Raw genomic sequence first — 20,759 nt, 5'->3', positions numbered from 1 at the left:
CGTCCACCCCAAAACGATCAAAGCTTGGCGGCGAGCCGGGATTGTCGGTGGCACCCGCTATAACGACAAGGGAGAGTTCCTCTACGACCCACCCGACCCCGACAACCCGCCGGACCGCCCGAAGGCCGGCCGCCGCCCCAACAAGACCTGACCAGCGCGAACGCCAAACACCGCCGGAACGACCCGAAGAGGTGCAGTATGCAGCCTGAGGTTTGCCCTGGGGCCGGTTCGGGGTGGCGTGCACCAGCTTGATCCCGAGCGTCGCGCAGCCGCGCAGCAACCAGGAGTCGACGAACGCGGCGCCGTTGTCGACATAGATCGATTCGGGGACGCCGCGGGCGGCCAAGGCCGGGCGCAGGGCGGCGGCCAGGCGGACCACGTCCTCGAAGAAGCCGAACCGGGCGGCCATGATCGCCCGGGAGTGGTCGTCGATGAAAGCGAACAGGTAGGTCTTGCGGCCGGCCAGCAGCGGGCCGTGCAGCGCGTCGCCGGTCCACAGCTCGTTGGGGCGGGCGGCTTCGAACGCGCCGAAGATCTCCGGGGGTGTGCTCTGGCCGGGCAGTTCGGCGCGTTCGAAGTGACGTTGCAGGGTGCGTTCGGAGGGCGCCCACCCCGATTGGGCGATCATGATGCGGCGGATCTGGGTGGCGGTGCGGGCCGGGTTCTCCTTCTTCAGCGCGATCGCGATCGCCAGTACCTCGGCCGGGGTGCGCGCGAGGATCGTGGCGGGGGTCGGCACCAAAGCTTCGAATCCGCCCTGGCGCCACCAGCGGATCCACCGGTCGATCGTGCCCCGGGTCAGTGCGACCGGCTCGCCGAACGGGCCCTGGTGGGTCATCGCGGCCAGTTCGCGCACGCGGGCGCCGCGCTGACGGGCACTCAGCGCCGGGTCGATCACGTCCTGGATGATCTGGTAGCGGAACAGCGCCACCAGGCGGGCCCGCTCGGCTCGTTTGCGCTGCTGGTCTGCCTCTTTTGTCACCATCGGCTCCCTGCGGTCAAACAATGACGCCTGACCTGCCGATGGTCACTTCACGCAAATGATCGTCACAATATGTGATTGGTGTTGATCGTTGCGGTGATGATCGCCGGGGCCAGCAGAGTTCCGGACGTCACCGAACAGGCCAGCTCCCACGGCGACACCATGCGCATGAACCGGCCCCCGGCCGCCCGCCCGGCCGCCATGATCGCCGCCACCGCATCGGCCACCGGCGACCCGGCCGCCTCCAGCCCGCCCGGATCCGGATCAAGTTCCACCGCCAGGACCGTGAAGATCTGCCGCACCCGCTCGGCCCGCCCGGCCAGCCGCCGGATCCACCCGCGCACCAACGAGACCGTCCGCCCCAGTCCTCGCCCGATCTGCGCCTGGGTCCAGCCCACTGCGGCCGACAGTAACGCCGACCCGATCACCGCCACGCTGTCACGCCGTCGCACCAGCACACTGACCGGCAGCAACACCTGCGTCCGCCCGCACTCGACACAGATGGCCCGGCGAGGTCGCAGCCACCGCACCCGATCCCCGAACTCGAACACCTGCCGCATCCGCCCATACCCCCACGGCGCCAGCCGGCCACCGCACGGCGGGCATTCCAGCAGGCCCTTGTGCAGTCTGCGCTCGACCTGGCGGGCGTCCTTCTCTACGGTGAGCGTCACCGGTGCCTCCAGCACCGTCAGACGGTCCTTCCCTTGCCGGCCAAAGTGAGGGGAGGACCGTCGCCGATTGGACATGCTCACGCTGGCGTCGCACACCCAACTCCGGCAACCGGAACGCCGAAACCCCGGCTCGTCGTCATCCCCAATGACGCGAAACGCCCTCTACATCCTCACGAGCAATGACGCCCAACACTCCAGACCCGATGGACCCCGCGAACAACTCCGGCACAGCGTCGCCTAAACGAGGCCGGGCCCTAGCTCAACGACACTGACCGAGCCTGAGGCGAGCGCGGCGGATGGCGCGCCAGGTCACTGGTGCGTGAGAATCGCCCACACCACATGACCGGTGTCCGGGCTGCCGCTCTGTCCCGCCTGGCTCGCGATCAGCATGACCGCGCGTAACCCGTACCCATGGCCGCTCAGCGGCATCGGCGTCGCGAACCTCGGCGTCGCGAACCTCGGCGTGCCACCCCCGCCCAAATCGTAGACTGCGACGCGGACTTGGCAGGGCGCCAGCAGGCACTCCACGATCACCGAGCCCGTGGACGAGCCCGACCGTGGCGCGTGCCGGAGCGCGTTGGTCATCAGCTCTGAGGTGACGTACTCGGCATCCTCGGCGAACGCGGTGTCCATCAGCAGCGCCCGGACCAGGTGACGCGCCCGGGGAACCTGGTCGTCGGTACCGGGGAAGACCTTCCGCCACAGCACCGCACCCTGATAGGTGCGTCCCCGCACCGAGGCCCAGACCAGTTCCGGCCGAAGTTCGTGAAACGTTGTCTCTCCCATGTCACCGTCCCCTTCGTCCCGGGTACGGTTGATCGACTCGGAGCTATTTGTCCAGTCCAAAGCCATGTCTCTGTCGCGGAGCAGGAACGTGATCTGCCCGATCCAATCGTCGCGTCGAGTGGCAGGTTGCGGGCTCACTGGGTCACGCCCCAGTCAGGTGCGTCGTGACCAACGAGATGGACTCGCCGTGTGGCCACCTCGATCACAAAACACCACACAGATGCGCTTCAGGAACACCGTGCCGATGCAGTTAGCGTCGGCGCGGGCGAGATCCTGTTGCGATTCGGATCACTATGGGTTGGTTAATGGTGGTCGGTCCTATCGCGGCTTACGCCGGTGGAGTTCCTCGCGGATGATGAGGCGCTGCGTACATCAGGCACGTCGGGCTATCGTCACGAGCGGACCTGAAGCGGGCCTTCTTCCTTGACGAGGAGGAACGAGCACTAATCTCGCGCCGTCGCCGAAGGTCGGCGTATCTGCCCGCACAGTGTCCCGTTCCGCACACCAGCCCGCGCGGGCATCTCCACGCCGGCTCGTCGGGGGTTCCGTTAGGTGCGGGACGGTTCTTCGGCGGACAAGTCCTGTCGCAGTTTGACAACGTTGAGGTCGGCCTGGCGTCCGCGGGTGGCTTGGCTGGTGTCGTAGGTGAGCAGTGTGATCGGGCGGGCGGCGAGCGCTTCGATGGCCTTGGCCCTGTCGATGATCTCGTCATCGTTGATGGGCAGCCGGGTGTGTCCAGGCGGGTCGAGCACGATCTCCACGGTGATGTCTCGTGTTTCGATCCGGCCGTCGTCGATCTTCATGCCTCGGGAGCGGAAGACGCCGCGTGTGGACGAGGCAAGGACGCGGTCCAGCACGGCGAGCGTGTGGCCTGCCCGCCACCGGGTGTGCTGCTTGCCGTGCTGTTTGAGGTTGTCGAGCTCGTCGACGACGACCATGGGGAACAGCAGGTGGATCGCGTCATACTCCCGGGCCTGGACCAGCGAGGCGAGATCAGCTGTCTCCAGCTTGTCGGTGTGCTGGATGTAGAAGGTGGTGTCGGCCACCACGTAGACCCCCAGATCGCTCCAGGACTGAACGCGACGCTCGAAGGTGTCGAGCGCGGCTTTCTGGTCGGCTTCGCGTTCCTCGAGTTCCATGCGCACCAGCTGGGCGACGTGCGCGCCTTGCATGCTATTCAGGTTGGCGGTGGCGATCACCTGTTGCAGGGCCCAATACCGGCGGGTGAGGATGAGCCGGTCGATGTCGCGGGCGCTGATCTGGCTCCGCAGATGCGTGGCGGTCTCTACCGCCCATGCCAGGTACGCCAGGCACAGCTCGTTTGGCTTGCCCGAATGGTGCCGGGTGTTGACCGTCTTGGTCCACACGTGGTTCAGGGCATCGCGCACGTTTCGGCGGTCCACGCCTGGCAGGGGTGTGATCAGCATCGTTTCAGCATGGCAGTGGTCGCGCTGCCGGGCGTGGCCTTCGGGCGAGTCCGGGGCCGTTAGCCCGCGGCCGTGAACTGCGCGGCAGCCCACACCAGGCCTTGCCGGGCGGCTTTGCGTTTCCCGTACAGAGCGACCAGCGCACCAATGGCGGCGAGCGTGATGGTGGCGCCCGAGCCGATGAACGCGGAAATGATATTGGAGTCTATGGTCACGCGGGTCATGGTGGCGCAGATGAGGTTTGAAATCGACAGCCCGCCACCTCATTCTGCGCGTGCGAGTTGGACGAGCCCTGCTGGTTGTTACGGTGTGCAACGGCGTTACGAGCACATCATGGGGGTTCGGTGTGCTCGTGGTGTGCTCGGATGTCGGGAACCGATCCGGCACGGGCAGGCAGAACCCGGCAGAAAAATCGGGGGAGGTGGGGACGAAACGGTACGATGTGGCACGTCTAGGCGGTCCTGCGGACGGTTTAGCACGCCAGGGAGCTGACTCTTAATCAGCGGGTCCGGGGTTCGAGTCCCTGGCGGCGCACCAAGAAGAACCTTGGTTCACATATTGTGAGCTGGGATTTCTTTGTTTGCCTTCTAATCTTATCTGCCCGTCTTCGGCGTTTTCGATCTCCGGTGTGCTCGTATGGTGCTCGCGTGCGGCGATCTTGCTGGATCCAAGATCGCCAAGAATCAGCTGGTCTGTTCCACCAGAGAAAGTTGGTCACGTACTGTAGTCGACCTCATTGGACAACGCGGAACTGCGCCTACCGCTCTCCGGGTTGACGAAGGTCAGGCCTCGGCTTCCGCTGCCGCTGCGATGACAGCTCGGTGGCCGAGCCCGCCCGAGCCCGCCAGCTGTGCCTTCCGCAACCATGGATCGCCGAGGCAGAGTGGGCAGGGTAGGTCATACGCGCGGACCTCCCGCTCAACCTCGACCAGAACGGAAAGTAGCCCGTCCGTCCTTACCTGACGGATTTCGACCCTCGGCTCGGGCCCGTGCACCTCCTCTGCCATCGCCTCCCGGGAAGCGTTGCGAGCCCCGCAGTCGTCCACCCCTGCTGCGCACCCGACCATTCGCCGGATAACGGGAGCCTCCGCAAGGTCGTCTGCGATATCGCATGCTCATCGCATCTGTCCGTAGATTGCGCTGCGGGCCGAGATCATCCGCCTGGACGTCCTCCACTGATTGGCTCGGCAGCCTTCCTCGGGATATCGACAGGTATGCGGGAAGCACGGCAGGACGATCTTGCTTTCGCTCTAGGAATCCTTGCCTTCATCCTGATGACATAGCTGGACGAGGCTCCTACGAATCGCGACCCTCGCGACTTCCATATCGGCGGAACCCAAACAGATGGACCCTACGGCGACTCCTTGCTAAGCCTTAATTCCGTCGAAGGCGTATATTTGTGCTGCACCTAGGGATCGTCGAAGGAAGACTGTTGGCACGTCCACCCGCACAAGCACACAAGACATCTCTTTACCGCCTGTTGCCACCCGACAGTGGGAAACTGCGTGACTGCATCCAGGGCAAGTATCTCGATCAAGGTTTCGAGGTGGCCGAGGTACGGGTGGGGGGTACCTTCGGGATCCTGGTTTCAGGAGTGATCGCTAATACGGCTCCCAAGTGGCTTCCTCATGTCGAATCGCTCACAGGCTTGCGTCCTGATGTCTACAACTACACCAGCGCAGCCGTGCTGCTCCTTCCTCTTGAGGATCATGTTTTCGCCCTGTCATGGGGATTCGGACATCTCATAATCAATCAGGCGCATATCGACTCCAGCTTCGGCCTCCGCTTCGCCTTGCGTCGTGCCAACCCCGGACAGATTAGGTCTCTGACCTACCACACCATGGATACGTTGGCCCGAACTGCGAGAACCACGGTCCCAGGCGGGGCGGTGATCGACGCATTCGGCATGGAAGAGCTCGGAGAAATCATCAGTCGTATGGTCGGCAAGATGCCCGCAACCGGCCTCACCGCCTCTCGCGGCGGAGGGGATGACACCCTGACCATTCGAGGCGCCGACGGCCTAAACATCCCTCTCGCGCGTGAAGGCGACGGACTTGTCGCCGACCTTAGGTTCTTGAACAACGTCGTCGAGAACGAGCCTCCTGCTGCCGGCCTGGAGCACTTCGAGCACACCCGTCCACTTCAGCCCGGGCACCCAGCCACCGACGCACTGATTGGACTACTGGGAGAGGCACTCGGCGCAAAGCCCCATTCACGAATCGCACTGAGCTGGCCTGCCGAGTGGGAGCAGGAACATGGAGAAGCGCACAGCTACGCACTCGACAATGCCGGGAGAGGGTTTGATGACGAGACCGACGATCTAGAATTGGAGTTCCTGCTGGCACCGGTATCGCAGCGGCTGCCGGAGGCCAGGATCGGCGCGTTGAAGCGCCTAAGGGTCATCGGCAAGGACTCCGACGGCAACCCCATCAGCCGGGCCATCCCAGGGACTAAATGGGTTACGTTCGAGACCGATCTCGGCACTCAGCGCTACGTCTTCCACCAAGGCCGCTGGTTCAACATCGGCGGAGCGTACCTGGACATGCTCAAGGAGAAGATGAGCAGGATATTCGCTCAACGCTCATCACTTGCCCTTCCACCGTGGCCTAACGAGGTCAAGAAGAAGGGTCCCATCGGCCGTGCGGTCGAAAACCGCTACAACCTCCATGTCACGGGCACGGACGCCACCTATTTATGCCTCGACCGACAGCTCGTGCGGACGAAGCAGCACCCACGTGGAATCGAGGTCTGTGACTTACTGGGCCCCACTGACGAGCTGATTCACGTGAAGCACCTCGTAGATTCCGTATCAGCCAGCCACCTGTTCAACCAGGCTCTCGTCTCCGCCGAGGCACTGCGGCATCATGCGGATACGATCATTGGCCTTCGCGGGAAGATCAGCGAACTGAGCGGCGGCGCTCGCACCCTCCCTGACGACTTCCGGCCAACGAAAATAGTGCTGGCGTTCGGAGGCAGGGAAGCGACGCCCGAGGCGCTCATGACCTTCTCCCAAGTTACTCTCGCGCGATGTGCCCAGCGCCTGGCGGAGCTCGGGTTCGAACTGGAGGTGACGGAGATCGCGGACTCATCCGAGGTGCTTCCCCTGGCCCAGTCGAAGTAAAGGCGGTGACCGGCGCTCTTAGTGCAGCCCGCGTGGCAAAGGCATTGCTTGTATCCCCCCGACTGTCGAAGGACGTTGGGCTGTTCGGTTCTTCATCATCAGAACGCCGTACTACGGCTCGGAGCGACGAATGCCCTGATTCGGGAGAACAGCTCTTGGGGTATCGGCGTATCCATGGCGGGCTGGCCGCGCTCGGGTGAACCGGCGTACGTTAACGCTGCGCTGGCGGAGCAGCTGCGCCCCCATCGTCGGCTGACCTGGCATTTCAGACGCCATTCGCCGGCATAGACCGGCGGGATGGAGACGTGGCTATAGACCCCGCTGATGGCCCAATGGGTGAGGTCGTCATCCTTGCCGTAGATACGGCAGGCCCGGCGTGCTCAGCTTATGTACCAATAGAGTGAAGTCTGGGTGGCCGGTCAGCTGGTGTTCGCCTGTTCTGGTTCTTCGGCGGGCAGTGCAGCAACCTGGGCAGAGGTCAGCCCGTGATCGGTGGCCCATGCTTCAGCGTGGCGCGTAGTTCACGCCGCTCGGTCGCCCTGCATACGCCCTGGGCCAACTAGCGCTCGGTGGCGGCGATCCCGTGCATGAGCTGGTCGGCCACATACCGCCGGAGGAGATCGAAGACAGGCGGCAGGTTCTCACCGGGTTTGTCACCGCCCGTCCGCAACTCAAATGGGATCAGCTGGCCGTGAATCATTCGCCAGTCCGCCTCCTGCGCCAGCAGGATCTGGCGTTCGCCGAACAACATCAGGGCCCGGCTGGCCAGATTCGCTCTCCCGTGCACCTTGCGCAGGTTTTCGAAGAACTCCCGCGCCGTCTCCCCACTCGCGGTCAGTTCATGCTCGAACGCCCTGGTCACCAGCCGGACGGACTCCCCGGTATTCGTCACCACGACGACGCCGATCTGGATTTTGGTGCCGCTCAACAATGGCACCGCCACGATGGTGCCGTCCGCCGCGGCCACGATCCCCGTACGCAGCAAATTCTTCGCCCACACCAGCGTTTCCGGCCGCGGACGTCGGATTCGCGCGCGAATTTCCGGGTTCTCCGACAGAATCTCGGTGCGCAGCCGATCCCGGCGCGCGTGCGACGCGAGCACCGCCGTGTCGACCCGTTCGCGCAAGTGGTTGATGTGCTCCTCAAGCTCCGCCCACGGCGCCACCGCCAGAATGTCAGCGAGACTCCGCACATCAGGTCGCCCTGAACGATCCTCCAACCAGCCTCCCACCGCAGGGTGACGCTTCGTGGCCGATCTTGACATTCCCGTACACGGGAACCGACACCCTAACGGAAGATCCAGTCTCGACCCGCTTCTCAATAACTAATACGCACCGAATTCCATGGCCGATGGCTCTCAAGGTTCTGTGTAACGCTTACGGTCCGGAGCCGTGGTCGCTCGAAGGGGGCCGAAATGGAGTTCAGGGTGCTCGGCGGGATGCAGGTGCTGGACGGCGGGCATCCCGCGGGCGGGGTGCCCGCGGGCAGGTCGACGCCGCGCAGTGTCCAGGGCTGGTCGAGCAGCGCCGCCCAGCGGCCGAACACCCGGTGCACAAGGGAGCCGCCGGTGCTGATCCCGACGAAGAGGATCAGAGGCGGGCCCTGCCAGGCCTCGACCTCGTCGACGGTGAGAACGGTGCTCATATGCGCTCCGAACGTCGTGCGGTGGAATCGACGATCACCGCCAGGGCCAGCATGCCGCCCGTGATGATGAACTTCGTCGCGCTGGCGAGTCCGAGCAGGGCGCGGGCGATGGCCACACTCTGCCGTTGCCCGCTCGACAGGGACGCGAGCGGTCTGCGTAGGAGCGGCCTGGGGCAAAATCGCGGGAAGCTCACCGTGAGCTTTCCGGGCGATCAGCAAACTTTCTCGAACTCCCGCTCGGGGATGTACCTCACCCACTCCTGCCTGTCGAAACCGCGTCCGACAAGAGCGCAAACGCGTGAATAGAGGTTGGAGGTGTCAATGACATCATGAAGGCGGACATGGCCGCTGATTCCGGCGGCCGCCAGCTTTCTGCCGTCCGGGCTGAGCGCGATCACACCGACTTCACCCTGGATCGGAGAGCCGACATACTGGGATGTGGTGACGTCCCAGAATCGAGCCGTGCGATCCTCGCCATTGCTCACCACCATCGAACTGTCAGGTGTGAAATGGACCGATTCGACCGACCCATCATGTCCCACCATCGACGACATGACCTGCCGGTGAGTATCGACATCCCAGATCCTGACGGTTCCGTCTCTTCCAGCGCTGGCGAGCATTTTCCCGTCCGGGCTCGCAGCAATCCCGTTGACATATCCCTTGTGCCCGCGGAGAGACGTCACTGACGCATGACGATCTTTACTGGCGTGAAACTCATCGGCCTGCCAGAGCCGGATCGTCCCGTCGGAGCCGGCGGCGGCCAGCAATTTGCCGCCTGCCCCGAAGGCCACGGCCTGGGAGTAGTCCTCTGGCATGAACTCGGGTGGAACGCTCAGTTCTCGCTGCGTCGCCACGTCCCACAATTGGATTCCGGCGTAACCCTGTGCGACGGCCAAGAGTGTCCCATCCGCGCTGAGATCCAGGCCGACGACGTTGTCGGACTCTATATCGGCGCCTATCTGCCGGAACGTGTCGCCGTCCCAGAATCGTATGGTCCCGGCGCTACTCGCCGTGGCGAAAACACCGCCGCCACGAGCGAAGGCCACCCGATCCGCCCTCCCCTTGCCAGCCGCCACCGCGGCCACCAGGCGGTGGGAGGCCACCTCCCAGATCCGGACGTATCCGTCGCCGTCCGCCACGGCGAGCAGTCGCTGATCGGGGCTGAATGCCAGGGAATTGACTCCGCCTGATCCGATCGGCTGATAGCGGGGACCGCCCAGCGCGGCGGCGGCCCGCCTGTATGTGCTCATATCCCATCGCTGGATGCCGCCGTCGCCGGCCGTGACCAGCCAGGTGGTTCGCGCGTCGAATCCCACAAGAAATCCGCGGGCCACCACGGCGGGCCCGAGGAGCTGGCGGGCATCGGTATCCCAAAGATATATAACGCCATTGGTTTCGATGGCGAGCATCCTGCCAGCACGGCTGAACATCACTTTATCGGCGGTCTGATTCAGCAACGACTGGCCGAGTTTCCGTCCGTTCGCCGTGTCCCACAGCTCGACGCCACTGCTGCGGCTGACCGTGGCGAGAACTCTTCCGTCGCCGCTGAACGAAGCACTGGCGAAAGCGCGCAGAGAATCCCGTGGCGCGATTTCCATGACGGCCGTCCGGCGTCGATCGACGAGGTTCCAGATCTGGATCGTCCCGTTCAAGTGCACGCTCACCATCGACTTGCCGTCCGGGCTGAGCAGGATATCGTCGAGAAAAAACCAGTCGGCTGAACCATCGTGAGTGTTCAGCGGCCGCTCGGCGGGGCGGCGGGATGCGACGTCGAAGAACTGCACGACCCCGTCAAAGGTTCCGACGAGCATGCGTTCCCCGTCGGGTGTGAAGGCAATGCTCGTGACTGCCGACTTCGACACCGTGATGGCGGCGATGTGCTTACCGCGAAAGGCATCCCACAGTTCGACGACGCCATGTTGTCCGCCTATTCCGATCAATCTGCTGTCGGCAGAGAATGCAGTCGACCATATGGCCTGCCCACTTTTGTTCCGGAACCAGGACAGCACGTCACCCCGGGCGGCGCCGAGTACTTGGATCCAGTTTCCGCCAAAGTCCGCCAGGACGTCTCCTCGCGGGCTCAGCACCACGCTGCCGACCCTGTCGCGAACAATCCGGTGGATCGGCGGGACAAGCGAGGTGAGCAAAGCATGGCGTGATTCCGCGGCAGGCGAGAAATGCCATGCGGTGGCCGCCAGAATCTGCGAAACTCTCGGCTCGGCGTAAACCAGCGACTTGCTGTCCACTGCGAGGCGCCGGGAAAGCGCCAAATCACTCTGGCGTTGTGCCGTCCGGTGCTGCTCGTAGGCGACTCCTCCGGCGAGCAGCGAAGCGACCATGGTGACCGTCGCCGCGGCGGACAACACGCGTGGCACACTCCTGCGGAAGAGCGCCCGTCTGGCCGCCGCCACATCCGGAACCCAGTGGACTTCCACGCCATGGGCGTACTGCGCGTCGTCCCTCCTGTTCTGCTCTGGTGCGACCACGTCGAGTCCGCTGGCTTTGGCCTTCGCCAGCTTCGCCGCCATTCCACCGACTTTCAGGAGATCTCCTTCGGCGGTGACGCCTCCGGTGATCGCCTGATCCCGGAAGGGAACGCGGAACCATCGGGTCAGTGCGCCGATCGGGCCGGAACCGGCTTTCACGACACGCCGGGACCCGGTCGGGGGACCGAGAATTTCGGTCAGGAGGACGGCGAACGCCGCTCCCAGCGAAGGGCCCACGACACGCTGACACCAGCGTCCCTCTATCCTGAGCCGCCACACCAGGCAGGGCACCTGTGACCGCCCCGAAATCTGATGCTCCCACGCGGCGGTGATCGAGCTCTGGAAATCCTCGTCCGCGGTGAGCGCCCACATGGTGCGGGGATCGGGAAACAACCCTTCGGGACCATTGGGGACCACCCACATCGTCAGAACGCCGGCCAGGCCCATGCCACTGCCGAAGGGGTCGAACAAGACCTTGATCTCTCGCTCACGTTTTCGGCGAGCCGGGGGTGCCTGCCCGGCAAGGAGCATCGCCTGCCACGCCACGATCGTCCGGGCCGCCCCGCCGGGCATCGGGGCCAGCAGATCCATGATGCGCCTGACAGCCGGGTCCCGGCGGACACCGAGAAGCTGCCCCGTCAGTCCGCGTTTGGGCAGGATATGGCTTGTCTGCCAGGCGGCCGCCATGTCGCCTAGCGTCCGCTGGATGCCCTGTTCGTCACGACGGTCGTCCCCATCTGCGACAAGTCCGGCCAATCGGGCAAGATGAAGGGCTCTGATCGCCGCCGGACTCAAGTCCTCCTCACCCGCGGCGTCCGATGACGAGCTGTCGAAGTCGGCGGGCTCGCCCGCCCTGTTGATGCACTCCACGGCCCAGCACGACGTGGTGGCGGCAGGCGCGGCCCACCGCCGCAGGAGATCCGGCCCGCGCCGAACCGCTTCCTGGCAGGCGCGCCACCACAGCCCTTCGTCGACCAGGCGGGTGCAGTACTCGTCGGCGGGACGGCTGGACTCCGGCCGGCCGTCGGCGACCTCAAGTGCACGAAGTTCGTCCAGCGGCGACGAACCCCCGTGATGATCGCGGGGTATCCGGGGCGGACGGAGAAAGCCGTTCGACCGGCCGACTTCCCGACCGGGCGTGCGGGACGCCGTCACCCCTGGTCCTCCGATGCGGACAGCCGGGCCTGAATGATGTCGCCGACCTGCGGAGGAGCCGTTTCGACGAGGTTCTTCCACGCGGCGATGGTCGCCCTGTCGTATGCGGCCGAAATGGAGTCTTCGATAATTTGCCGGTGCTCCGGGCCCAGTTCCGCCAGGGTCACGCTGTCGCCGGTCTCCCACGGCTCGTCCGGAGAGAATTCCCGCAGGCGGACTCTGGAGCGTGGGGAGCCGCTCCGAACCGGCATGATGGGAATCAGCAGTTCCCGCCATCGGCCGTCCGTTCCGCGGTACGACAGCGGAAAGATACCGGTTCGATCCGCGGGGCAGACGATCTCCAAGATGTACGGCTCCCCGGCGCCCGGCCTGCTCAGCCGGTAGAGCGCCCCGGCAGGGACGATGACCGCGTAGTCGTCGCCTCCGGCGGCTGCCAAGGCATCGCGTTCCCTTCGCACCATGGGCAACACCATCGTTCTGGCGCCCGAACGCCTGCCCGAGGGCGCGAAAGTATCGAAACTCCACTCGGCCGATGGGACGTCCCGGAAGACCGCGTGGCCGGAGTCGTTAACGATGGCCAGATATCGAACTGCGAAGCCCGTGGTGTCCGCCTTGACCGTGATCCCCACGCCCGTCAACGCGTCAGCGGGCCCCGACCTGTTTCGAACCCGAAACTCTATGTCGAACCTGTTGTCATTGGCACCGGCCACCGCGGCGGCGGACAAGTCGAGTTCGCCGGTGCTCACCCCAAGCGATGGTCTTTCGGGTGAGAAACCTTCGAGCCGAAGGCCGATGAGCAATTCCTTCAACTGCCGATGCGTGGCGGAAACGCCGCCGCCGATGGATGCGAGTGCCGGCTCCAACATCATCCTGTCGGCGGATTCCGGGGACGGATCCGCGGTCACCGTACTGCCAGGAGAGGCCGCGGGGAGCCGGAACCCGACAAGCGACGCCAAATATCGGCGGCTCAAACTGTATCCCTCGCGTGCCCGTTCCCCCCGGCCGCGCGAGCCATGCCGTTCAGCGCCGACAAGCGATTTCCAGTAACGCCGTCCCAGCCCTTCGGTTCTCATTCGGCCGCCTCCTGCCGGGCGTCCTCCCGGGATTCGCGCGACGTGCCTGTGTTCTCCGACGCCGTATCGGTCGCCTGTGCCGGCTCGTCCGAGGTCACTCCGCGCTGAAGTGCCTCGCGGACGGAGGAGGCGGTGCCGAGTTGCCGCAGCAGGGCGGGACCGGCGGCCCCTACCGCGACCGCCGCGACAATGCCGGTGACCTGCGAATGGAACAGGAAACCGGCCAGGCCGCCGAGCAGCACGCGGGTGAGGGCGACGAGGGCGTCCGGGAGCGGGTCTATGTAGAGACCTATGCTGGGAAGTGAGCGCTTTCTGCTACGAAGCGCCTCCCGGCGGGCGCTCTGCCAGGCCGTCAGATTCCCCCACGTATTGATAAGTTCAACGAGAGCGCCGCCAAGGGCTCCGAACACGACGGCCAACGGCCAATTCACGACCAGCCTCGTCTCTGTACCCGCGAGCACAGTCTGGCTCGCTGACATCCCGGCCCACCTTGCCATGGGCGGGGATCGGTGGCAAGGTCTCGTATTTCCTCTTGAACCGTCTACTGAAACACCGAACGGGCGGATTGCGATGCTCCCCCGACGCCCGCCAACACCAGGATAATTCACTCCATGAGGCCATGTTATACGCAAGAATTAGATATGCCAGGTATGGGGGTGTGATACGGGGAGGGGAATGGAGGGCGTGCTGGCGTTCCGGAAGGTACGCGATCGCGGCAGTCGCCTAACACAGTTATTCGGCGCAGTCCTGGTCAGAGCTCAGCGGTCAGCCGGGACGTGCGCAATGTGGCCAGGTTGCGTACCATGATCTCTTCGCCCCACAGGTTGTCCGCGTGCCGGCAGGCGCGCAGGGCACGCTCATGGGAATCCGCCCAGTCCTCGTGCAGCCCTCGCGCGGCGTAGTAGTTGACCGAGCGGGCCGCGAGTTCCCAGGCCGGCTCGTGCTGCCTGGAGGCGGCGGCCTGCGCGACGCACGCCCTGATGGCGGCGCGTTCAACGTCGAACCAGTCCAGGGCGTCCAGGACGAGCCCCCTGGCCCGCGCCGGTTCCATGTACCACCGCGCGGCCATGCCGCCGATGTCCCAGGTGAGGCGTTCGAACAGGGATCGGTCCGCGGCCTCGGCGAGAGCGAGCCAGCCGCCGATCGCCCGCCGCACCGCCCCCGCCCGCAGCTCGAGCGGTTCTTCCGCAGCGGCGCGTTCACGGAGCATGGAGCCGCAGGAGATCGAACAGGCGATGCGCGGCCGCCCGCACACGTCGACAAAAGCCGGCCCGGTCTGGGACGACGCCCGTGCGCGGCTGGCCGAACTCGGAATGTCCGACGAGGAGTTCCGCGATTTGGTCGACCCGCTGTACTGGAGTTAGCACCGGTCGCCGGATCAGCCCGCGGGAAGTGTGATGGGGTTCGTCGGTTCGCCCCAGTTGAACCAGCTCACCGTGAACGGTTCGCCGCCGTGGCCGGTCAGCGGGAAATGGCCCCAACTGTTCCAGGTGCCGCCGGCAGGGACGGTGTGCGAGACGCCGATGCCGGCGTCTCGGCAGACCGTGGCGTCCGGAAAGATCTTTGGTGTCGGGGAAGCGCAGAAAGGATCCGCCGAACTCGTCCTCGCATGTCAGGTTCTGCGGCGTGGAGGCGGTGTTCTCGTAGAGGATGCGAAGGGTCAGACCGTTCCGGTCGATCTCCATCTTGGTGATCGTGAGCCGCCAGCCGCCGCGTTCGGCGAGCCGGTAACTCATCGGGTATTCGCCGGGCCTGGCCGGGCGGTCGCTGTCGTCCCCGGCTGCTCGGTTCCAGAAAACCGCCGCGGTGCCCGCGACGACCGCCGCGATGACCAGGGCGACGATCAGCCGAGCTAGTTGTGCCCGGCCTGGTCGTCGGAGCTGGATCGGCTGCTGCGCCGTGGGCCCGGTGCGAGTGTCGGGCCCGCAAATGGAGCGCGCGCTGGGGCGGGCGAGGTCGATGTGTTGGGTGTGCCGCCACGGCGGCGGAGTTGTCGCGGTACGGCGTGGACGGCAGGGCCTCGCTGCTGCGCTGGCACGGCGTGTCTCGGCAGCACTGGCCACGCCATCAACCAGCGCATCCATCCGACTCTGCGATGATAAGAGGCCGCAAAGTGCGCGCAGCGATCTGCATGCCTTGCAGGGTCTGGCCGAGAGCGCCGCCCCATACCGGGTCTTCGTGCTCGACAGCGACATCGCCGTTATATCCGGCTGCGTAGAGCATGTCGATGATCCGGTTCCAGTCAAGCTGCCCACGGCCGGGAACGCGGTAGCGCCACCATCCGACATCGGTGGGCGAGGCGCGTCCGACTGTCTTGCCGAAGACTCCATAGAGGGTGCGTGCTCGCTCGTCGATCTGGATGTCTTTGGCCTGGACGTGGCCGACTATGCCGGTTTGCAGGGCGTGCTCGAGCGCGTCGAGCGGGTCGATGCCGAGCCATGGCAGGTGGGAGGGGTCGTAGGTGAGCCCAAAGCCGAGGTCGGCCATCCAGTCCCACAGCTCGGGTGAGTAGGCGAGGTTGGCTGGGTATCCGTCGGGGTGCCAGCCTTCCATCGGACAGTTCTCGGCGAGCAGTTTCACGCCGCGGTCGGCCGCATACCGAGCCAGCGGGGGCAGGTGCTGCTCGGCCTGTTTGAGATTGTCGGCCACCGGCAGGGTGATGTCACGGCCGATAAAGGTGGTGACATGCCGGACGCCCAGGGCCGCTGCCGCGTCGATGCAGGCTCGCAGGTGGCGGTGGATACGGTCGCGTTCGGCGGCGTCGCAGTGCAGGTTGTTGCCGCAGTAGGTCACCGCGGAGATGGTCAGCCCGTAACCGTTTATCAGTTCACTGACCCGGGCGGCGTCCTCGGAGGTGAAGCCGGCCGCGTCGAGGTGAGCGGCCTGGTGGATGTGCTCGCTGCCGACCGGCCAGGCCGCTACTTCCAGCGCCTCATATCCGGCCTGGCAGCTCCAGGCGGCGACCTGTTCCAGTGACATCTGGCCGAGAGCGGCCGTTAACAGCCCCAGTTTCATCTTTACCTCACTACCTGTTCGAGATTCGACTGAACGTTCCGCGATGCGCTGCTATGGGACAACAACGGGATGGTCTGGCTCTGCCCTTCGTCCGCGATCGGGACCTGCCGCAGATCGGGGATCTGTCCGCGGGAACAGATCGCCCCCTGGAGTTGGAGGAGCTTGCCGAGCCATGCAGCTGTGTCACGGCTCATGGGGATAAACCGGCCCGTGTCTTTCATCTTGAATGTGCAGGATCTCCAGGAGGGCGTTGATCGAACGGTCGACGACGCGATCATCACGCGGCTCCGCCAGCGCGTGAGCCAGGTGAAGGTACTTCAGGGTCTCCAGCGTGTCGGCGTGACGGTCTCCCTGGACACGCGCGCGGTCATCTGCCAAGCCGTGCAGGAGGGCGACCGCCTGTGATCCTTCTCCGGCGAATACGAGCATCTTCCCTTTGGAGTGCCGCGCGTCAGAGGCGTCAGCATGATCAGCGCCCAGCTCATGGGACCGGTTGACGATGACGCCGTCATAGCCCCTCGCCGATTCACTCACTCGTCCCTGTCGTCCCAGCAGCCAGGAGTACCTGCATTGGAGATGCCACAGCATCGGGGTACTGGCGTCCCGTGGCTGGGCCAGGCGGGTTTCCAACGCGCGGAAGCCTTCCTCGGCCTTCTGCAACCGGTCGCTGCCGATGAGCGCCCAGAGCAGGAGCAGCGCTGTTCGGTGGTCGTCAGAACCGAATACCCGCCTCTCGTCCTCGCTCAGCTGATGCAGCATCTTCTCGGCCCGCCGGTACTGGCCAAGCTCGGACAACGCTTCGGCTCGGGCACGTCGCACCTCGAACACGGCCGGATGGCTGCGTCCCAAGAACTTCAGCTGCGGGGAAGCGGCATGGATCAGGCGCAAGGCAGTTCGCTCGTCCCGATCCGCGATCAATGTCTCCGACAACGGGGCCACTGCCGCGAGGATCACCGCCGAGCCTTCTGCCCCGAACGTCCCGGGCGGGCACTTACTCAGCAGCTCCCGCAACTCCGCGATCGTAGCCCTGGTTTCCTCGCGGTCACTGGGATTCATCATCCGCAGGTCGAGGCCGGGAACTGCCAACGATTCCAACGCATCCACAGCCCTGTTTGCGGCGCGGCTGATATTCCCGCCCTGGGCAAGATAAGGCCCGGCACGACGGGGGAAGACGGTGCTGGCCGCCGGCACTGTGTCGGTCTGTGGTGCGGCGAGTTCCAGTGGCGCTCGCAACGCATCGGATGCGCCGCAGTGGCTGATGTCCAACAGGTCCGGTTCGTCCTGGCCGAGGAGAGCGGGATCGGGTAGCGCGGGATCGGGTGAATCGTCGCGGCGTGATGGGTCGGCGCCATAGCTGCGGGCGGTCTCGACGATTCGCTGCCACTGCTGGTCCAGCCGTTCCGGAGTGAAGTAGTCCCCAATCATCTGGTCGATGGTGTCCAGGTCGTCAACGGGCTCGTGCAGGTTGATGTCCCGTCCCGGCTCGCCGGGCAGGTTGGAGGTCTCGTGGGATTCGTTCACCGGGCATCCTCCTGGCTGATCGGAGAAATGTCCGATCTTGAATCGATCTGTGCTACGACCTGGCAGGCATGTCTGACGAAGGGTTCGAGGCACTGGCGGCCGAGCTGGTAGTTCTTGCGGACCGTAGCCGGAGTCTTGCCGAGCAGATCAGCGATCTCATGGTGACTGAGCCCTTCCAGGACGCACTCCATGACCTTCCGCTGGGCGGGTGGACAGTGGGTGAGCAACTGATCCACCCACTGCCGGCCTTCCCATTCCTCCAGCCGGAGGTCTTGCCAGGTTTCCGGTAGCGCGCTCTTAACGGCCAACTCGTGGCCGCGTTTGTGACGGCTACGAATGCCGGTGAAGTAGTTGAGCACCGCCTTCCGCGCGTAGGCACGGGGATAACGGATCTCCTCCCCGTGCCTGACACGGTGCAGCATCTTGGCGAAGATCTCATGGGCGGCGTCTTCGGCCTCCTGTAGCGTGCCGCCCGCCCGCATCACCACCCTGGCCAGCGCCGTGACCTCCCTTCTGTAGAACTCCTCGAACCAGGTAGGCAGCTCATCTGGAGGCTGAGGAGGAGGCGTGGTCACCGATCCTCCTGTGACCGTGTCCGTAAGTGCCACCGGCGCTCTCCGATCGGTTGAGCGGTTCTGGCCGTCTCCGTATAGACCGATAAGACAGCCCGGGTGTGAACCCGGAAACGAAGAACGTTCCTCGGCCTCCTCGCGAGTGCGGCTCCAGGACCCGCACTCCCGGCAGGCATTACCGCTTCCCAATGATCAGCACGGCGATCAGCAGGGCCGCAGCGCCAGCGATCGCGGTGACCAGGACGGAACGAGTGCTCATGTAGGCCCCGACGATGGCGGCGATCACTCCGTTGACCGGGACTAACAGAGCGCCTGCGTCCCAGGACGGACGGAGCCGCGGCGGGGGCTCGGACTCGATCGGCTGGTCGATTTCGTTGGCGGTCAAGATCGGTTCTCCTCGTGGAAAGGACGACAGGGTTGCCATCACTGGGGAGACCGGCTGGCCGACACGGATGTGAAAAACGCGGCTCAAGGGTTCAGGGTCGGCGGGCAGACTGATGGGCAGGTTCGGGTGTCGCTGCACAGGGGGAGGGCGTCGGTGCCTTTGGATTCGGCGGTGCGTTCCTGTGCATCCCTCGGCCCAGTGTTGCCGAGGGAACAAGCCTCATCCACGACAAAGCCACCGACTGATATCTGGCTCCGAATCTCACTTGCGAACCACCTGTTCTGGATCACAGGGGTGGTGAGCGTTTTGATTTCTGTGATTGGTGGGTGAGACTCTTCCCGCCTCCGAAATTGGTCAGGTGAGCTTCTCACTGGATCCCCCACAAAGAGGCTCGCATGATGACGGACTCTACGAAGACATCGCTCTCGCTCGGGGACCAGCTGTGAGCTGGTGAAACAGACGGATGGTGTCGGAATGGGGTTTGCCATCGAGGCTGATGTCGGCGATCTGGCGTAGGCATTGGCGCCAGGTTTGGTGGAGGGTGGCGAGGTTGCCTGCGGCGTGTTCGGCGCGCATGAGGGCGCGCCAGAGTTGTTCCGCGGTGGGGTCAGCTGTCAGGCCGCAGCGTGCGGCGCGTGCGGCGGCGGCGGGATTATCTGCGGCTAGTTCCAGGTCGGCCAGATCGGCGGCGGCGTCAACGATTTCGGCACGGATGGTTTCCAGCAGTGAGGGTTGCAGCCACCAGTAGTAACAGCCAGTGAAGGCTTGGCCGCGGATCAGCCTCAGCGCGTCGCGCAGGTGCTCGATGGTGTCGGCGGGGTGGGTGCGGTCGAGGGCGGCCAGGTGCTGGAAGCGGGCCCAGTCCAGGGTTGCGTCGTGCAGGCGGTAGAGGCCATTGCCGATGTGGCGGATGCGTTGCTGACCGTCTGGTGCGGTGCCGAGGCGCTGGCGGGTGCGGGACAGGTGCTGGCGCAGGGAGTCGGGGGGTTTGGGGGTATCTTCGTCGGGGCCGAGGTACGTGGCGAGTTGGCTGTTGCGTAGCCCGTAGGGTTCGTGCAGGGCCAAGAGGAGTACGAGTTCAGCCTGTTTGGGCAGGAGTTCCTGGTGGGTTCCGAGGATTTCCAGTGGTCCGAGGATACGGATCTGCAGGCCGTGGTCGCCTTCGGCAGTTGCCGTCACCGTGGTTGCGGTCGACGGACCGGGCAGGGCTGGGTAGGTCGGGACGTGGTGTCCGGGGTCGGCGAGTTGGGTGGCGCCGAACAGTAGCGCCAGATCGCGATAGGCGGGCGCGGGTAGGGCCGGCGGCCGAACGGTCAGCCCCAGAGGACTTGCGTGCAGGACGGGGCCGTGCTGGGTGTTGGCCAGCTCAAAGCGGCCTCCAGCATGGTCATCGGCGCGGTTGTCGGCGGTGGCGCGGGCCGGATGGTCGGGCAGGATCGCGGCGATGCCGGTGCTGTCTTGGAGCAGTGCGCAGAGCTGGTCCAGATCCTGCGCAGAGGGGGGACTTACGCTGATGAGCAAGACGGGGCCGTGATCTCCATCGGGGCCCGCCCGGTGATCGGGCTCGCCGTTTTGCCGGTGAGGGCTCGTGGCGGGCTGGCTGCCGCTGTCGGCATTGGTGTGATGGAGCGGGTCCGTAGGATCGGTGCGGCGAGCCAACATGTCCAGTGCAGCGCCCAGGGCAGGGTAATTGACGGCTCGGGGGCCGAGCACTGACATTTCGGGAAAGCCGACCAGGATGACCTGTCGCCAGGGTGCCCAGGGGCTGGTGGTGGCCTCGAAAGCGATCATCCGCAGATAGGCGTCAATGAGCGCGGTGGCACCGCGGCAGACGGTGACACCCCGACGTTGAAGATCCACCAGGAGACGTCCCCCGTCCCGAGTGAACCCGGCGGTGACCATGCCGGGCACCGGATGAGGC

At 65.2% G+C, this 20,759-nt stretch carries 19 protein-coding genes and 1 tRNA gene; 4 read left to right on the top strand and 16 right to left on the bottom strand.

The features are described 5' to 3' along the window. The 5 genes from ABGB08_RS26905 to ABGB08_RS26885 all read right to left on the bottom strand — a co-directional run. Positions 1 to 985 (bottom strand): DDE-type integrase/transposase/recombinase (locus ABGB08_RS26905; RefSeq protein ID WP_347594951.1); only part of this gene is annotated, 985 nt, incomplete at its 3' end. A gap of 62 nt (positions 986 to 1,047) precedes the next feature. Continuing rightward, entirely contained in the window at positions 1,048 to 1,653 is a 606-nt protein-coding gene (locus ABGB08_RS26900) for a hypothetical protein (RefSeq protein WP_347594949.1), read from the bottom strand. Positions 1,654 to 1,962: 309 nt separating this feature from the next. Next, positions 1,963 to 2,439 (bottom strand): ATP-binding protein, encoded by a 477-nt coding sequence (locus tag ABGB08_RS26895; protein WP_347594947.1) that lies wholly within the window; start codon positions 2,437 to 2,439, stop codon positions 1,963 to 1,965. A 548-nt stretch (positions 2,440 to 2,987) separates the two neighbouring features. Beyond that, a complete protein-coding gene (locus tag ABGB08_RS26890) occupies positions 2,988 to 3,866 on the bottom strand; it encodes a PIN domain-containing protein (RefSeq protein WP_347594945.1) in 879 nt (292 codons plus the stop codon). Between the two features lie 59 nt (positions 3,867 to 3,925). Further along, positions 3,926 to 4,081 carry a hypothetical protein gene (locus tag ABGB08_RS26885; protein WP_347594943.1) on the bottom strand — a complete coding sequence of 52 codons (156 nt, stop codon included), beginning with the start codon at positions 4,079 to 4,081 and terminating at the stop codon, positions 3,926 to 3,928. Between the two features lie 240 nt (positions 4,082 to 4,321). Here ABGB08_RS26885 and ABGB08_RS26880 point away from each other — a divergent pair. Both ABGB08_RS26880 and ABGB08_RS26875 read left to right on the top strand, forming a co-directional pair. Beyond that, positions 4,322 to 4,403 (top strand) — tRNA-Lys (locus ABGB08_RS26880). Positions 4,404 to 5,265: 862 nt separating this feature from the next. After that, positions 5,266 to 6,987 (top strand): DUF6119 family protein, encoded by a 1,722-nt coding sequence (locus tag ABGB08_RS26875; RefSeq protein WP_347594941.1) that lies wholly within the window; start codon positions 5,266 to 5,268, stop codon positions 6,985 to 6,987. A gap of 559 nt (positions 6,988 to 7,546) precedes the next feature. On the opposite strand, the gene ABGB08_RS26870 is transcribed toward ABGB08_RS26875, so the two are convergent. The 6 genes from ABGB08_RS26870 to ABGB08_RS26845 all read right to left on the bottom strand — a co-directional run bounded on the left by ABGB08_RS26870 (position 7,547) and on the right by ABGB08_RS26845 (position 14,555). Further along, positions 7,547 to 8,179, bottom strand: coding sequence for a hypothetical protein (locus ABGB08_RS26870; RefSeq protein ID WP_347594939.1), 633 nt, complete (start codon positions 8,177 to 8,179; stop codon positions 7,547 to 7,549). Positions 8,180 to 8,304: 125 nt separating this feature from the next. Then, entirely contained in the window at positions 8,305 to 8,631 is a 327-nt protein-coding gene (locus tag ABGB08_RS26865) for a hypothetical protein (RefSeq protein ID WP_347594937.1), read from the bottom strand. A gap of 212 nt (positions 8,632 to 8,843) precedes the next feature. Next, positions 8,844 to 12,272, bottom strand: a complete 3,429-nt coding sequence (locus tag ABGB08_RS26860) for a WD40 repeat domain-containing protein (protein WP_347594935.1) — start codon at positions 12,270 to 12,272, stop codon at positions 8,844 to 8,846. Beyond that, on the bottom strand, positions 12,269 to 13,177 hold the full coding sequence (locus ABGB08_RS26855; RefSeq protein WP_347594933.1) for a hypothetical protein: 909 nt from the start codon (positions 13,175 to 13,177) through the stop codon (positions 12,269 to 12,271). Before ABGB08_RS26855 ends, ABGB08_RS26860 begins: the two co-directional genes overlap by 4 nt. Positions 13,178 to 13,341: 164 nt before the next feature. Next, on the bottom strand, positions 13,342 to 13,776 hold the full coding sequence (locus ABGB08_RS26850) for a hypothetical protein (protein ID WP_347594931.1): 435 nt from the start codon (positions 13,774 to 13,776) through the stop codon (positions 13,342 to 13,344). A gap of 320 nt (positions 13,777 to 14,096) precedes the next feature. After that, on the bottom strand, positions 14,097 to 14,555 hold the full coding sequence (locus tag ABGB08_RS26845) for a hypothetical protein (RefSeq protein ID WP_347594929.1): 459 nt from the start codon (positions 14,553 to 14,555) through the stop codon (positions 14,097 to 14,099). Between ABGB08_RS26845 and ABGB08_RS26840 the strand changes: the two genes are divergently transcribed. Both ABGB08_RS26840 and ABGB08_RS26835 read left to right on the top strand, forming a co-directional pair. Continuing rightward, on the top strand, positions 14,554 to 14,709 hold the full coding sequence (locus ABGB08_RS26840; protein WP_347594927.1) for a hypothetical protein: 156 nt from the start codon (positions 14,554 to 14,556) through the stop codon (positions 14,707 to 14,709). The genes ABGB08_RS26845 and ABGB08_RS26840 overlap by 2 nt on opposite strands. Positions 14,710 to 14,742: 33 nt before the next feature. Next, positions 14,743 to 15,201 carry a hypothetical protein gene (locus tag ABGB08_RS26835; RefSeq protein WP_347594925.1) on the top strand — a complete coding sequence of 153 codons (459 nt, stop codon included), beginning with the start codon at positions 14,743 to 14,745 and terminating at the stop codon, positions 15,199 to 15,201. Positions 15,202 to 15,412: 211 nt separating this feature from the next. On the opposite strand, the gene ABGB08_RS26830 is transcribed toward ABGB08_RS26835, so the two are convergent. The 5 genes from ABGB08_RS26830 to ABGB08_RS26810 form a co-directional block, all read right to left on the bottom strand. After that, entirely contained in the window at positions 15,413 to 16,360 is a 948-nt protein-coding gene (locus ABGB08_RS26830; RefSeq protein WP_347594923.1) for a sugar phosphate isomerase/epimerase, read from the bottom strand. Between the two features lie 183 nt (positions 16,361 to 16,543). Then, on the bottom strand, positions 16,544 to 17,881 hold the full coding sequence (locus tag ABGB08_RS26825; protein ID WP_347594921.1) for a hypothetical protein: 1,338 nt from the start codon (positions 17,879 to 17,881) through the stop codon (positions 16,544 to 16,546). Then, a complete protein-coding gene (locus tag ABGB08_RS26820) occupies positions 17,878 to 18,456 on the bottom strand; it encodes an RNA polymerase sigma factor (protein WP_347594919.1) in 579 nt (192 codons plus the stop codon). The genes ABGB08_RS26825 and ABGB08_RS26820 overlap by 4 nt, the downstream gene beginning before the upstream one ends. Before the next feature lie 172 nt (positions 18,457 to 18,628). Next, complete coding sequence (locus tag ABGB08_RS26815) at positions 18,629 to 18,838, bottom strand: hypothetical protein (RefSeq protein ID WP_347594917.1); 210 nt, start codon at positions 18,836 to 18,838, stop codon at positions 18,629 to 18,631. A 408-nt stretch (positions 18,839 to 19,246) separates the two neighbouring features. Beyond that, on the bottom strand, positions 19,247 to 20,740 hold the full coding sequence (locus ABGB08_RS26810; RefSeq protein ID WP_347594915.1) for a bacterial transcriptional activator domain-containing protein: 1,494 nt from the start codon (positions 20,738 to 20,740) through the stop codon (positions 19,247 to 19,249). Positions 20,741 to 20,759 lie beyond the last annotated feature (19 nt).

Origin of the sequence: Acrocarpospora sp. B8E8, from assembly GCF_039871605.1 — a bacterium.
Classification (GTDB): Bacteria; Actinomycetota; Actinomycetes; order Streptosporangiales; family Streptosporangiaceae; genus Acrocarpospora; species Acrocarpospora macrocephala.
The sequence above is the reverse complement of the archived record's forward strand: the minus strand, read 5'-3'. Positions and strand labels throughout refer to the sequence as shown.